9 protein-coding genes are annotated in these 14477 nt (G+C 76.2%); 3 read left to right on the top strand and 6 right to left on the bottom strand.

The annotated features are described in order from the left end of the window. Positions 1 to 120 precede the first annotated feature (120 nt). The gene (locus ACWGL3_RS13340; RefSeq protein WP_267947150.1) at positions 121 to 864 is read left to right on the top strand and encodes a hypothetical protein; all 744 of its coding nucleotides are present in this window, start codon (positions 121 to 123) and stop codon (positions 862 to 864) included. Positions 865 to 1143: 279 nt separating this feature from the next. Here the strand turns inward: ACWGL3_RS13340 and ACWGL3_RS13335 are convergent, their stop codons facing one another. The 6 genes from ACWGL3_RS13335 to ACWGL3_RS13310 all read right to left on the bottom strand — a co-directional run bounded on the left by ACWGL3_RS13335 (position 1144) and on the right by ACWGL3_RS13310 (position 7563). Next, positions 1144 to 2403, bottom strand: coding sequence for a hypothetical protein (locus ACWGL3_RS13335; protein ID WP_267947151.1), 1260 nt, complete (start codon positions 2401 to 2403; stop codon positions 1144 to 1146). Between the two features lie 1119 nt (positions 2404 to 3522). Then, positions 3523 to 4467 (bottom strand): ATPase, encoded by a 945-nt coding sequence (locus ACWGL3_RS13330; protein ID WP_452461314.1) that lies wholly within the window; start codon positions 4465 to 4467, stop codon positions 3523 to 3525. Between the two features lie 10 nt (positions 4468 to 4477). Next, positions 4478 to 5803, bottom strand: a complete 1326-nt coding sequence (gene eccD / locus ACWGL3_RS13325) for a type VII secretion integral membrane protein EccD (protein WP_452461313.1) — start codon at positions 5801 to 5803, stop codon at positions 4478 to 4480. 87 nt (positions 5804 to 5890) lie between these two features. Next, a complete protein-coding gene (locus tag ACWGL3_RS13320; RefSeq protein WP_267947154.1) occupies positions 5891 to 6868 on the bottom strand; it encodes a TNT domain-containing protein in 978 nt (325 codons plus the stop codon). Positions 6869 to 6917: 49 nt separating this feature from the next. Next, positions 6918 to 7214 carry a pore-forming ESAT-6 family protein gene (locus ACWGL3_RS13315; RefSeq protein ID WP_267947155.1) on the bottom strand — a complete coding sequence of 99 codons (297 nt, stop codon included), beginning with the start codon at positions 7212 to 7214 and terminating at the stop codon, positions 6918 to 6920. Between the two features lie 19 nt (positions 7215 to 7233). Next, positions 7234 to 7563 carry a hypothetical protein gene (locus ACWGL3_RS13310; protein WP_267947156.1) on the bottom strand — a complete coding sequence of 110 codons (330 nt, stop codon included), beginning with the start codon at positions 7561 to 7563 and terminating at the stop codon, positions 7234 to 7236. Between the two features lie 854 nt (positions 7564 to 8417). Between ACWGL3_RS13310 and ACWGL3_RS13305 the strand changes: the two genes are divergently transcribed. Together ACWGL3_RS13305 and eccCa are read left to right on the top strand one after the other, a co-directional pair. Beyond that, the gene (locus ACWGL3_RS13305) at positions 8418 to 9854 is read left to right on the top strand and encodes a DUF6177 family protein (protein ID WP_267947157.1); all 1437 of its coding nucleotides are present in this window, start codon (positions 8418 to 8420) and stop codon (positions 9852 to 9854) included. A 532-nt stretch (positions 9855 to 10386) separates the two neighbouring features. After that, positions 10387 to 14385, top strand: a complete 3999-nt coding sequence (gene eccCa / locus ACWGL3_RS13300) for a type VII secretion protein EccCa (RefSeq protein WP_267947158.1) — start codon at positions 10387 to 10389, stop codon at positions 14383 to 14385. The last annotated feature ends 92 nt before the right edge of the window (positions 14386 to 14477 follow it).

The following is a 14477-nucleotide window of genomic DNA, read 5'->3' as shown; positions in this document are numbered from 1 at the left end:
CCGCGTCATGGCCGCCACCGATCCCGGTAATCAGGGTGAGGGCGAGCGGCGGGGACCCGGTGCGGGGGCACGGGCCCCCGCCGCTCACCCGGGCGGACCGAGGATCAGGAGCCACACACCATGGGTGATGCCGAAACGGGAACCGGGACGTGGGACCGCGGTGTCGGCACCCGGCGCCTGCGCGCCCCGTGGGGGCGCCGGAGCCGGGAGGCGGGTTGGGAGCCGCCGGACGACTGGTGGACCCCCGCCGTCGACGCCGTCTGCGAGGCCTTCGCCACCGGGACGGACCTGGCCGGGCCGTGCGCCCGGCTGGGCGAGGCCCGCGCACGCTCCGGGGTGGGGATCGGCCAGAGCCTGGACGACCTCGCGGCGTTCACGGCGCTGGCGGGGTGGCGGAGCCCGCCGATCGAACTGGTGCGCGCCATGGCCGAGGGGTGGGCCGACGCGGGACGGGGGCGGGAGACCTGTCAGGACCCGCTGACCGGTCTGGCCACCCAGGAGTACCTGCGGACCAGGCTCGGCGAGCTGTACCGGGGAGCGGACGGCGGACCGTCCCCCGCCTCGGGCCACCGGCTGGCGATCGTGTCGCTGGACCCCGGGATCGACCCGTGGCGACGCGCCGCCCGGCTGATCGTCCTCGGTTACGAGCTGTCCCGGTTCTTCACCCGGGGCGAGTCCGTGTGCCTGATCGGCCGGGGCCGGATCGGGGTCGTCGCGGCCGAGGCCGACGACCTGGACCCGCGGTTGGACGAGCTGCGCCGGGGCATCGGCTGGGAGCACGGCGCCGGCGTGTGGTCGGTGGCACTGCCGCCCACGCACCGGGAGGCACTGGCGCTGGTCGAGGGTCTGGGGAGGCCCGGATGACCGGGTGACGCCGTCCGGCGCCGTGCGGCCCCCGAGCGGCGGGCCCGGCACCGGACGGTGGCCGGACGGGGCGCGGATTCGCCGAGGGGACGAACGCGACCGGCCGGCCGCCCGCCGGGCGACGGTCCCGGGTTCCCCGGTACACGGGAGAGCCGGCCGGGACCGCTCGGCGGAAGGGGGAGCGCCGTGTTCCGGCCTCCCCGGGGGCGCGTCCGCAAGGGGAGGCGGACGCGCCCCCTCGCCGTGGGCGTCCTGCCCCGTGCCCGTCCGGCCCCGCGCTCACCCGAGGTTGAGGCGTCCCCCCGTCGCACCGAAGACCGCGCGCTTCCAGGCGGACGCGGGAACGGGCCTCACGGCGGCGATCCGCTGCTCGAACCCACCGGGGACGGGGACGTGCCCGTCGCTCGCGGCCACGGCCGCCATCGCGGCCACCTCGGTCACCGTGGGCCCCACGGCGCCCGCCGTGCCCGCCGCCTCGATCCAGGACTCGAGGCCCGTGGGACCGGCCGCCGCGGGCTGCTCGGACCCGGCCGCCGGGCCCGGACGGGCCTCCTCCGGAAGGACGTCCGCGGGACGGGCCTCCGGCGGCCCCTCCTGTGCGGGTGCCTCGGCGACCGTGGACCACGCGGACCGTTCGGGCGTCGCGGGTTCGTGCGCCTGCTCGAACCCCGCCAGCCCCTCGAACCGCTCGGAGGGATCGGGGCGTTCGAGCGGTTCGGACCGCCAGCCCTCCGTGTAGGGGGCGGCCGGGATGTCCAGGAAGCCGGTCACCTCCAGGGGGCCGGCGGCCCCCGGACGGACCTCGGTCACGGGGAACGGCGGAGCGTGGTCGAAGGACTCGGGGACGGCCGGGTCCGCGGGAGCCGCCGGGTCCGCGGTCGGAGCCTGGCCGGGGGCCGCCACGGCGGATCCGTCACCGGTGCCCTCCGGAGCGCGGGCGGCCTCCGCGGCGGCTCCGCCCCCGGGCCGTTCCGGGTCCCGCACGGGATCGGCTGCTGCCCCGGTGCCGTCCCGGTCCCGGGCGCCGACCGGGTCGGCGCCGGCACCGGCCCCGCCTGCGGGGGCCGGGGCCGAGGGCTCCTCCGGAGCGGCGGAGGCGGGACCGGCGGCCTCTCCGGGGCCGTCGGTCCGCGCCGGGGCGGAAAAGGGTCCGTCCTCGCCGAGCAGGGAGGCGCCCCGGTACAGGAGGGTCTCCTCCGCGGGCACCGGGCCCGCGGGGGCGGGGGGCGCGTCGGAGGACGGCTCGGTCCGCGCCCGCGGACCGCGTTCCGGGGACGCCGTGCCGGGGCCGGAGGGAGTTCCGGCGGGCTCCTCGTCCTTCTCCTTACGGGCACGGCGGTCGGCTCCGAGGATGAGGAAGACGTCCGTCTCCTCCGCGTCGGGGTCGGTCCCCTCCGAGTCCTCGCCGACGGCGGTCGGCGGGTCGGCGGGGCGCGGCGGCCCGACCTCGCGGGGCGCGCGGGAGCCTCCGGCGTCGGGCCGGGGAGCCGGCGCCTCCGCGGGTTCCCGCGTGCCGAACCAGGCGCGGGCCGGGGGCACCTCCTGGCGGCCCCCGGGGGGTGCGTGCCGGGGCGGCTCCGGGGTCTGGGCAGGCGGGGTCTGGGCAGGCGGGGCCTGGGCCGGAGCCGACGCGTGGTGCGCGGGACCGCCCGGGGCCGGGCCCCGGTGGGGCTGCGGCCACATCGGCGGCTGCGGACCCGAGGGGGCCTGCGGACCGGGATACGGCCGCTGCGGACCCGAGGGCGGTCGCTCCACCGGCCGCTGCGGACCCGAGGGCGCCCCCGCACCGGGATACGGCGACTGGGGACCCGAGGTCGGACGCTCCCGGGCCGAGGGCTGAGGACCCGAGGGGGCCTGCGGACCGGGATACGGCCGCTGCGGACCCGAGGGCGCCCCCGCACCGGGATACGGCGACTGCGGCCCTGAAGGGGCCTGCGGGCCGGGATACGGCCGCTGCGGACCCGACGTCGGCCGACCCGCCGGCTGCTGGGGCCCGGACTGCGGGCGCACCGGCTGCCGGGGGCCGGACGGCGGCTGCTGCGGCCCCGGGGGCGGGCCCTCCCAAGGGCGCTGCGGACCGGAACCGGGCCCCGGAACCGCGTCGGGCCGCGGCCCGGGTCCCTGCGGGGGCGCGGGCGGCGGCTGCGCCGGAGGGGTGGGTATCGGGGCGCCCGACAGGAACGCCTCGGCCATCGAGTCCTGGGCGAAGGCCCGCGGCTGCTGCGGCGGGGCCGGAGGGACCTGCGGGCCGGAGGGGCCCGCCCACGGCGTCCGGTTGGGACCGGTGGGCTCGTGGGGACGCGGCGCCTCCACGGCGTAGGGGGTCGGGGGGAACGGCCCCGGCGGCGGGTACACGCCTCCGTGCGGCGGGTCCTGTCCGGGTTCCTCGGGGAACCACGGAGCGGGCCGGGGCGGCTGCGCACCGCCGCCGCCCTGCTGTCCGGCCCCTTCCTGCGGGGGCGGCGCGGCGGCGCCCGCGGGCGCGTCCCCCCGGGAGGGGGCGCCGTGCGGCGGGGCGTCCCGGTCGGGGTGGTGCGGCGGGGCGTCCGGGGGGCCGTCCGCTCCTGCGTGCGGTGCCGGACGCGGGTCGTCCCGGCCCGGATTCCCCCGGGGAGGGGTGTCCTGGCCGGGATCGGACCCGTGGTGCTGGTTCACGGCCTACTCCCCTTCCGTGCGTGCGCGGGCGGGCGCGGCCCCGTCGACGGCGCGGCCCAGGGCCTCGGCGGCGACGAGCTGGACCGTCCGGTGGGTTGCCTCGCCGATCAGCCGCGGGAGCACCGCCGCTCCCTGCGCGAGGTGCCGGTCGTGCGGCACGACCACCACGGCGGCGCCGCTCTCGGCGATGATCCCGGTCGTGCGCGCCACGTCGAACGCCGGGTCCTCGCGCCTGCGCTCGTCGAAGACGACCACCACGGTGCGCCCCACCTCGTCCGGCCTGGTCGCGGCCAGCGAGTCGAGTTCGCGTCCGACCCTCAGCGCGGACTCGCGCGTGGCCCGGACCACCCGCACCCGGGAGTGGGCGCCCGCGCCGACGGCCGCCGGGACGGCGCCGTCGCCACGGCCCGCCACGAGTGTCACCCCGAAGAACCGGGAGATCGGCAGGAGCCCCGAGGAGTAGGCGTCCGCCCGGTCCGGCGCTGCGCCCACCGTCCACAGGTTCTCGCCGACCTCGCCGAGGCTGGCGCACACCGACTCGAAGGTGGCGGGGTCGACCCCCTCCAGGTCTCCCGGCTCGCCCGCTCCCAGGCGGTCGGCCATGGACGGCGCCCGCCCGGTGGCGTCCACCGCCAGCACCCGGTCGTGGCGGAAGTGGGCCAGCGCGCGGGCGACGAGGGCGGTGACCACCGCCGCGTCCGCGCCCGTCCCGAGGTCGTCGACGAGGATGCGGCGCCCCGTCGAGGTGGCGCGCTGCAACCGCCGTCCCAGCTCGATGGCCTCCGCGACCTCGTCCACCGGCCGGAACGGCCGCAGGACCGTGCGTCCGATCCTGCGCACCAGGCCGTCGGCGGGCACGGGCCGGGCCGGGGCCGCGCGCCCCGCGCCGGCCGCCGGAACGGGGGGCGCGGCGGGGTTCCCCGCGAGGTGGGTCTGTGAAGCGTTCATCGTCCCCCGCTCAGAAGGTCGTGAGGAGTCGCTGGTAGGTGCCGAACGCGCCGATCGCCAACGGCACCAGGACGACGACGGCGATCGCCTCGAACCTGCTCGTGACCCCGCGGAGTCTGGCGCGAACGTGCTCGGGCTGCTCGACGGACAGGACCACGGCCGGAATCGCCGCGACCGCGACCGCGATGCCCAGCGCGGGCCACACGCCCCACGGCACGGCGTCGGCCCACGCGAACAGGAAACTCACCAGTACCACCAGGCTCGCGCCGATGAGCGCCGACTTCTGGGCCACCAGGGGGAACAGCCGGGCACGGCTGGCCACCACCAGCGCCAGGACCACCGACAGCCCGGCCGTCCACCAGTCGAAGCGGGTGGCCAGGCCGATGCCCGCCGTCGCCGTGGCCGCCGCGACCGAGACGGTGGCGATCACCAGGCTCCGGTGGGCCCCGGCCACCGAGGTGAGGACGTCGCCGCGCGCCACCGCGTCACCGGAGCTGCGCCGGTCGTCCAGCACGGCGAGCCCGGAGAACGTCAGCGCCAGCCGCAGGAGCAGGCTCAGCAGGACCACGCAGGCCACGGTCATGATCGCGGCGACCTGGTGGGCGGGCAGCCCGAACGCGGCCCCCGCCGACCACACGGCGGCCAGGGCGAGCCCGACCCCGCCGCCGGTCAGCCCGCCGCGGCCCAGGGAGGAGGTGAGTCCGAGGAGCAGGACCAGGCCCGCCAGCAGGGCGGCGGCGCCGCCCCAGCGGGCCCACTCGGGCCATCCGAACGCGTCGCAGGCCAGCCACAGGGCCAGGCCGCCGACCGCCGCGCCGCTGATCGCCAGCGCCGTGCCCAGGGGTTCGCGCCACGTGGGGCCGACCGCCGCGCCGACCGCGACGAGGAGGGCGGCGACCACGGCCAGCCCGGTGATGCCGCCGGCCCCGGAGAAGTACCCCTGGAGCACCCATCCCGCCCCGAGGGAGAGGACGACCAGCGCCAGCGTCGCGGTCCACCGGGCCGCCTCGGGGCTCCAGCGCCCCTGGTGGCCGTCCAGTGCCATGGACACCGCCTCGGGGACCTCGTGCACCACGGGCGCGGGCACCGGCTCCTCCGCCCGGACGAGCCGCAGCACCGCCCCGTCCGCGACCTGCCGGTCGGCGAGGGTGGTGTCGCCGTCCAGGACGATCCCGGAGGCGGTGACGAGGTGGCGCAGCTTCGCGGGGTTCTCCACCTGGTCGCCGAGGAGGTCGAGGACTTCCGGCATGAGCGCGCCCACCGGTTCGCCGGCGGGTAGGACGGCGTCGACCCTGCGCTCCTCACCGACGAGCGTCACCCGGCTCCAAGCGGTCATTGCCTTCCAATCCTGCTCTCGCGTCTGGGGTGGCGGTCCACCACCGTTTTCGGGCCCGGGCCCGGGGAGGGCCCGGGCCTTCCGGGGTCAGGCGGGTACGTCGTCCACGGCGATGCGTTCGAGGTAGCCGTTGCCGACCAGCCAGCGGACCGTGGGCGCGGGGGGGACCTCGGAGAAACCGGCCGTGTCGAGCGTGAAGCGGATCCCGCCGCCGGGCAGGCCCTCGTGCGCCGGCGCGGCGGTGGCGCTCACCTGGAAGGGGTGGATGACCCGGTAGCGGTGGTACAGCTCCCCGCCGTCCGCGCCGGTGCGGGCGTACCCGGGCAGGCCGCGCTCCTCGAACGGCGTCCCGTCGGGGAACAGGTACCGCCCGCTCTCCTGGCCGAAGGCGTCGACCACGTCGCCGACCTCCAGGCCGTGCAGGTAGGAGCCGCCGCTGCGCTCCTCCAGGCTCTCGCGGACCTCGGTGACCAGCTCCGCCGTGGCCTCCGCCGTCTCGGCCTCCTCCGCCTGCGTGAGGGGGGCGGGATCGGGCTCGGTGGTGGCCAGCTCCTGGTAGAGCCAGCGCGCCGCCTGGTCCTCGGTCGTGAACTCCATGCCGGGACGGCCCTGGTCGAAGTCGATGACGGCCGCGGCCAGGTAGCCCTCCTCGTCCTGGGTGATCACGTAGTAGCTGTCGACGGTCTCGGGCTCGGGGCGGGGGTCCCCTGGGAGCACGTACAGGCTCCGGGGGACCCCGGCGGCGTCCAGCTCCTCCCGGGCCCGGTCGAGGGTGACCTGGGCGCCGACCCAGTCGCCGGGGACGGGCGGGACGGCGTTGTTCGCCGGGCCGGACGCCTCCTGCTCCTGCTCGACCCTCTGGGTGCTGAGCTGGGTGCTGACGAACGACCAGCCGACGGTGCCGCCGCAGATGACGGCGGCGAGGCAGGCACTGATCGCCACCTTGCCGAAGTTCTCGTCCAGGCGGCGCCGGGTGCGCTGCCCCCCGAAGAGGACCGCCTCCCGGAGGCGCTGTCGGCGCACGGCGACGGACTCCAGCAGCTGACTGTCGTAGTCGCGTGCCAACCGTGCCCCCCGTTGCCTCTCGTGTGATTCCCGCCCTGCCCGGGACCGGTCAGATGTTCTGCACCGCGGCGTTGGCGCGGCTCAGGGTCTCCTGTGCGGTGCCGTCGTTGGTCTCCAGCGTGGTGCGCACCAGCCGGATGATCTCACGGACCTCGTTGCCGGCGTTGTGCCACTTGAGTTCCTTGGCGCTGTACTCCTCGGAGACCCCGGTGGCCTCGAACTCGGCCATGGCCGCGCTGACGTCGGTGTCGCGCTCGCCGATCAGCGTTTCGAGCCGGTTGGTGATGGTGGTGATGTTGGTCTGGGCCTCCTGGGAGGCTCCGATGTCGTAGGCGTTGTTGCTCATGCGGACTCCTCGGGGACGGTCAGCGGAACTTGGCTGCGTCGAAGTTGGCCGCGCCCATGTTCTGGTTGGCGTCGTCGGCCATGGTGTCGGCACCGGTGGTGAAGGCCGTGTTCATGCCGCCCTGCCCCTCCTGGATGGAGCCGAGGCCGGCGCGCAGGTCGGCGGTGATGCTGTCGGCCTGCAACTTGAAGGAGTCGAAGGCCGCCTTGCCCGCGCCGTCGAACTTTCCTGCGAGCGGTTCCGCGGCCTGGATGAGCTGCTGGATGAGGCTGCTCAGCTCGTCACCGGCGCCGCCGGTGTTCTGGGCCAGCGTGTTCAGAGTGCTTTCGCCGACTTCCCAGCGTGACAACTGTTCACCTGCTTTCCTCGGGGGACCTCGCGAGGCGGTCGCCTCCCGAAGGGGAGGATGCACGCGGAGTGCCCGTGGTTCGGAGGGAGAGTCCCGGAACCGGACAATGGACTCGATCACCCCTGTGGGGGGAATCTGAATAGTACAAGCGACCCCTGACGAAGAAATAGGCGTACTCCGCGACCTGTGGACGGGAAGCTCCGTCCGGGACCTCCGGGCCGCGCGGGCCGTGTGCGCGGAAGCGGTCGCGCCGGAGGGGTCCGGGCAGGTGGCGGGCGTCCCGGGCGGGTCGGGGGCCTGCCCCGCCCCCGGCGCGGCCACCGGCCCCGCTCCGAACGGGGAATGACCGGGGCCGCAGGTCGGAGCGGATATGTCCGCCGCGAATTCCGCCTCGGGAAAACCCCTCCCTTCCCACGGACCCCGCGGGGCGGTGCGGGTCGCCGCCGCGGCCCGGGGGAGGCCGGGTCCGTCCCCTCCGTCAGCGGTGAACGGCCGGGACATCCGGGGCCGGGCGCCCGGGGCGCCCCGCCCGGGCACCGCCCGGGGGCGCACCGGCGGCGCGTGGCCACAACCGGCCAGCGCCCCGTGCCGCGGCTCCCCCGCCTCCCCCTCCGGGACGGGGCCGGCCCCCTCTCCGGGGCCGGTCCCCGTCCGGCGGAACCGCCGCCGTCGGAGCCGTCACCCGTGGTCCCGCGCCCCGGCCCCGGGCGCGCGCCGGGCCCCGCCCGGCGGCCCGGCGGCCGACCCGGGACCCGCCCGCCGTGCCGCACCGGCCCCGGAACGGCCTCGACCGGTGCCCCGCACCCGGTTCGGTAGGGTTTCCCGCGCCAGGTGACACTCCCGAAGGAGCCCTCTTGAGTCACGACGTGGTCGCCCTGCTGGCCGAGGCCCCCGCCCGGCGCAGCCTCATCGACGCCCTGGTCGCGGCCGGGCCCGACCTGCGCGTGCGCTCCGTCTCCGAGGGCGCCGTCATCGAGCTGCGCGACGACTCCGGCAGGCTCGTCGCCGCCATGCAGGCCGCCCAGCGGCTGGCCCTGTCCGCCGAGGCGGACCGCCTCCTCACCGACGGGATCAGCGACGAGCTGCCCGCCCAGCCCTACTGGGTGGAGGCGCGCGGCGCCGAGCTCGCGGACGTCGACACCGCGGCGCTGGTGCGCCGGTTCGCCGAACACCTGGTCGAGCGGCACGGCGGCGCGGTGTGGGTCCCCGAGCCCCGGCTGCCGGGGCGCGAGGACGTCCTGACCGGCTCCACCGACCACCCCGCCGTCACCGTCCTGACGGAGAAGGCGTTCGTGGTGGTGCAGGACCGCCCCCTGGTCCCCATGAGCGGTTGGCTCGTCGACGCGACCGCCCGGCACGGCCGCGAGGGCCGCCACCTCCAGGTCGTCACCCCCGCGCACAGCCGCATCACCCACTCGCTGCGCTCCCTGCTCACCGACCGCACCGCGCGCTGGGTGGTGCGGAACGGCGACGGGGGCCACCACGACGGCTTCTCCGGGGTCCCCCTCGTGTGGGACCCGGTGTCGGCGTTCGTCGTGGACGGTCCCGCCGACCCCGGTACCGCTCCCCTGCCCCATGCGGACTTCCGCTGGTCCGAGGCCGACGGCGTCCCGGGCACGCAGCTGCTGGTCGACTTCCAGATGGTCCACCCCGCCACCGTGAGCCTCCGGCTGGGCGGGGCCGTCGAACTGGTCGCCGGACACCTCGCCTCGTCCTCCCCCGCCCTCTGGGGCACCAGCGAGCCCCTCGCGCACGCCTGGGACCGGGGCCGCGTCACCGACCTGTGCCGCCGGCGCGCCCCCGGCGCCACCTGGCTGACCTTCACGGGCCGGCCGGAGAGCGTGCGCGAGGAGGGCGCCCTCCCGTTCACCGGGACCCTGCGCGTGAGCACGGTCCCCGACGGGGTCCGGGAGAGCGTCACCCTCGCGGTGGGCCGGCCCGGCGGAGAGGAACCGGACTTCTCCGCCCTGAACGCCATGGTCAAGGAGCTGTCCGCGAACGAGGCACTGCGCAGCCTGACCGTGCAGCGGCTCCTCGGGCGCGCGGACCTCACCTACGCCCCCCGCTGGTCCGGCCTGCCGGTCCCGGTGGGGCTGGCCGTCGGCGTCGACGGCGTCTCCTCGATGGGCACGGACCGGGCCCTCTCCGCCCCCGTCAGGGGCGTGCCCTTCGGTCCGCCGATGACGCCCGCCGTCTGGTACCGGATCGGGGACGGCACCGAGCCCGACTCGTGGGACCGCTTCCGCGCCCTCATGGACCACCTCCGCCCGTCCGACGCGCCCTCCTCCTGACCCGGCCGGTGCGCGCCGCACGCGTGACGGGCGCGGCTCCGCGCACACCCCTCCCCGGGGCCGCGTACGGGGCCGGCTGCGCCCGTGGGCCGCGGGGCGTGAACCATGCGGGCGCCCCCGGTATCCCACCCAGTGGCGCCCGGTCCACCGGGACGCGCCCTCCGGGGGGCTCCCGGGGCGGCCGTCGGCCGTCCGGTTCCCCTCTCGGGGTCGGTCTGCGACACCTGGCCGGGCCCGGAGGCGCGACGGGGCGGAGCACGGTGGACACGGGCCCGGGACGGCGCAGGAGAACACGACCTGGTGCGGAGGGACCCTTGGGCCGCGGGCACGACTTCCGGACACTCCTCCCCGATCCCGCGCGGCGGCGTGGCCGAGGCGCCGCCCGGAACCCCCTGGCCCCGGCCCGGGGGGCGCTTCGTGCCCGTGCGCACCGCAAGGCTCCCCGAGGTCCGGCTTCGGTAGGGTTCTCCCGGGAACGGGCACCCCTCCCCCGCGCCCTCGTCCTCCCACCCCTGCGCCGAGAGGAAAGCCGATGAGCCTTCGCGTCGTCCACCGGCCGACACGGACCGTCCATCCCACTCCGGCCCAGGACCCTCACGAGGTGGAGGCCCCGCCGACCCTCCCCGACGGCAAGGCCCAGGGCAACCCGCTCATGACCATCCTGCCCATGGTCGGCATGATGGCGTCGCTGACGATCATGATGGTCATGCGCAACCCGGCGTTCATGGCGCTGGGCGGCGTCGTCCTGGTCGTCGCCCTTCTCGCCGCCCTGGCCATGCTGTTCTCCCGGCGCGGGCAGGTCGCCCGGCAGCGCCGCAACCAGCGGGAGCTGTACCTCCAGTACCTGGAGGAGCTGAGGGAGGAGCTCGGCGGATGGGAGCAGCGCACCCGCGCGCACGCCCGCCTTCTCGACCCGCCCCCCGAGGCCCTGTACGACGTCGTCCGCGACCCCACCAGGCTGTGGGAGCGCCGCCGCAGGCACCGCGACTTCCTCCGGGTGCGCGTGGGCAGCGGGCTGACGGAGGGCCGCCCCCTCCGCCTCGCCGAGCAGGGGACCGCCCTCACCCCCACCGACCCGTTCATGCTCTCCGAGGCGCAGGCGGCCATCCGCCGGTTCGAGTCCGTCCCCGAGATGCCGCTCACCCTGCCCCTGGACATGGCCGGGAACGTCAGTGTCATCGGGGAGCGCGAGGACGTGATGCGCCTGGTCAGAGCGCTCGCCGCCCAGTTCGGGGCGTTCCACGCCCCCGAGGACGCCGGACTCGCCGTGTCCTACCCGGCCGAGAACGCCGACGACTGGTCCTGGCTGCCGTGGCTGCCCCAGGTCCTGGACCCGCGGCGGCGCGAGGGCGGCGCCGCCGTCCGCCTCATCGCCCCGACCCCCGCCAAGCTCGGCGGCCTCATCGCCGACGAGCTGCGCTCGCGCACCGACTTCGCGTCGGAGGTCCGCAGGGGCATGGGCAAGCGCGAGGCGTACCGGATGATGCGGCGCCTGCTGGTCGTCCACGACACCCACGGCGAGGTGGCCGCCGAGCTCGTGCGGCCGGACGAGGCCGTGGACCCGGCCGACCTCGGCGTCACCGTCCTGCACCTGGTGTCCCGCCAGGTCGACGAGCCCGGCGACGTGAACCTGAGGATCAGCGTCGACGGCGACCAGGTCCGGATCGAGGAGCTGCGCGGCGCCGACCCCGTGGTCACCAGCGGCACCGTCGACGACGTCTCCGCCGCGACCCTGACGGGCCTGGCCCGCATGCTGGCCCCGCTCCGCCTGTCCCCGGAGTCGATCGAGGAGACCGCCCAGGAGGGCGGCAGCGTCGACTTCCCCGCGATGATGGGCGTGCAGGACCCCGGCGCCGTCGACGTGCAGCGCCTGTGGGCGCCGCGCAGCGAGCGGGCGTTCCTGCGCGTCCCGATCGGCGTGGACGACATGGGACAGCCCGTGATCCTCGACCTCAAGGAGTCCGCGCAGCTGGGCATGGGCCCGCACGGGCTGTGCGTGGGCGCCACCGGCTCCGGCAAGAGCGAGATGCTCCGCACCCTCGTGCTCGCGCTGGCCGCCTCCCACCCGCCCGAGCGGGTGAGCATGGTCCTGGTCGACTACAAGGGCGGCGCCACGTTCGCCCCGTTCGAGGACATGCCGCACGTCGCCGGGGTGATCACCAACCTGGAGGACGACGCGGCGCTCATCGAGCGCGTGTACGCGAGCCTGTCCGGCGAGGTGCAGCGCCGCCAGCAGATGCTCCGCGACGCCGGGAACGTGTCCAACATCGGCGACTACACGTACAAGCGGGAGCACGACCCGGGCCTGCCGCCGCTGCCGCACCTGCTGGTGATCATCGACGAGTTCGGCGAGCTGCTGACCGCGCGCCCCGACTTCATCGAGCTGTTCCTGTCCATCGGCCGGATCGGCCGGAGCATCGGCGTGCACCTGCTGCTGTCCAGCCAGCGCATCGAGGGCGGCAAGCTGCGCGGCCTGGACACCTACCTGTCCTACCGCCTGGGGCTGCGCACCTTCTCCGAGGAGGAGAGCCGCACCGTCCTCAACACCCCGGACGCGTTCCACCTGCCCTCGCTGCCGGGGTTCGGCTACCTGAAGGTCGACACCAGCGTCTACCAGCGGTTCAAGGCCGGATACGTGTCCGGCGCCTACCGGGGGCCGGTCGCCGAGGAGGAGGTCTCGGAGGGCACCCCGTCGGTGCGCCCGTACACGGCGTACAACAGCGACGGCGGGCAGGACCCGGCGGCGGCCCAGGCCCCCGGCGAGGACACGCCGATGCCGTCCCGGACGGTCGGGCCGACCCTGCTGGACGTGATGGTCGGACAGTTCGGCCGCCACGGGGAGCGGACCCGGGAGATCTGGCTGCCCCCGCTGCCGTCCGCGACCACGCTGGACACGGTGGCGGGCGCTCCGGTGGAGGGCGAGCGGGGGCTGCGGCTGCCCGGGACCCACGAGCCGATGCACGTCCCGGTCGGCGTCCTGGACGACGCCACCAAGCAGTGGCAGGGCGTGTGGAAGCTCGACCTGACGGCGTCCGGCGGCCACGCGGCCGTCATCGGGGGCCCGCAGAGCGGCAAGACGACCCTGCTGCGCACCCTCGTGCTGTCGCTCGCGCTCACCCACACGCCGGAACAGGTGGCCGTGTACTGCCTGGACCTGATGGGCGGCGGCCTCCAGTCCCTGGCGTCGCTCCCGCACGTGGGCGGGGTGGCGGTGCGCACCGACAGCGAGCGCGTCCGCCGTACCGTCGAGGAGATCCAGGGGATGCTGGAGCACCGGCAGGCGGTGTTCCGCGACCGGGGGATCGACTCCGTCGCCCAGCTGCGCCGCATGCACGCCCGGGGCGAGGTGCCGGAACTGGCCAGCGCCGACGTGGTGTTCTGCATCGACGGTTTCGGGGCGCTGCGCAAGGACTTCGAGGACATCGACCCGAAGGTCACCGACCTGCTGCAGCGCGGCGGCGGGTTCGGCGTCCACGTGGTCGCGGGCATGCTGCGCTGGAACGACGTCCGGATCGCCGCCCAGTCCAACTTCGGGCAGAAGGTGGAGCTGCACCTGAACGACTCGTCGGACTCCACGATCGACCGCAAGCTCTCGGAGACGATCAGCGCGAAGACCCCCGGGCGCGTCCTCACGGACGCCGAGCTCTTCGGCCAGGTGGCGCTCCCCCGCATCGACGGGGTGGCGGACGGCGACAACCTGGGCGAGGTCGTGGAGAAGACCGTCCGGGCCGTCGACCAGGCCTGGCGCGGCAAGCGCGCGCCCAAGGTGCGCATCCTGCCGCACCGGCTGTCGGCCCGCACGCTGCCGACGGTCGAGTCGGAGCCCCGCCTGGTGCCGATCGGCGTGGACGAGCGCGCCCTGGAGCCGGTCCTGCTGGACCTGTTCGACCGCGACCAGAACCTGCTCGTCCTGGGCGACGGCGAGTGCGGCAAGACCAACCTCCTGCGGCTCATCGCCGAGAGCCTGGTGGAGAGGTACTCGTCGGACGAGGTCGTGTTCGCGGTCATGGACCCGCGCCGCACCCTGCGCAACGTGGTCCCCGAGGAGTACATGGGCGGCTACGCGAGCAGCCCGCGCGTGTGCGCCGGCCTGGCGGGCGGCGTGGCCAAGGAGGTGGAGGGCCGTCTGCCCGAGGACGGGGACGTCGACTCCCTCGAGCCGGGGTCGTTCAAGGGGCCGCGCATCGTGGTGCTCGCGGACGACTACGACGTGCTCACCACGGCGGGCCAGAAGCCGCTGGCCCCGTTCGTGCCGTTCGTGCCGAACGGCCGCGACATCGGCCTGCACTTCGTGGTGGCGCGCCGGGTGGCGGGCGCCGGACGCGGCATGTACGACCCGCTGGTGCAGGCGATGCGCGAGATCGGGACGAGCGCCCTGGTGATGTCGGGCGACCGGAGCGAGGGCCAGCTGCTGCCCCGGGTGTACGCCGCGCCCCAGCCCCCCGGCCGCGGCAAGTGGGTGACCCGCGGCGACACGGGGCGGCTGATCCAGACGGCGGTGCGGGAGGCGCCGCTCCCGGACCGCGCCTGACGCCCCCGGCGGAGGGCGCCCGCGGCCGGGTCGGGAGCACGCGTCCCGGCCCGGCCGCGGCGTTCCCGCGCGGCGGTCCCGCCCCCTGGGGG

The sequence above is a fragment of the Nocardiopsis sp. NPDC055824 genome (genome assembly GCF_053616335.1).
The sequence above is the reverse complement of the archived record's forward strand: the minus strand, read 5'-3'. Positions and strand labels throughout refer to the sequence as shown.

Bases quoted from the DNA above. Each gene is read 5' to 3' on its own strand.
- ACWGL3_RS13330 (WP_452461314.1), bottom strand. From the start codon at position 4,467: ATGAACGCTTCACAGACCCACCTCGCGGGGAACCCCGCCGCGCCCCCC.
- ACWGL3_RS13315 (WP_267947155.1), bottom strand. From the start codon at position 7,214: ATGAGCAACAACGCCTACGACATCGGAGCCTCCCAGGAGGCCCAGACC.
- ACWGL3_RS13340 (WP_267947150.1), top strand. From the start codon at position 121: ATGGGTGATGCCGAAACGGGAACCGGGACGTGGGACCGCGGTGTCGGC.
- eccCa (WP_267947158.1), top strand. From the start codon at position 10,387: ATGAGCCTTCGCGTCGTCCACCGGCCGACACGGACCGTCCATCCCACT.
- eccD (WP_452461313.1), bottom strand. From the start codon at position 5,803: ATGACCGCTTGGAGCCGGGTGACGCTCGTCGGTGAGGAGCGCAGGGTC.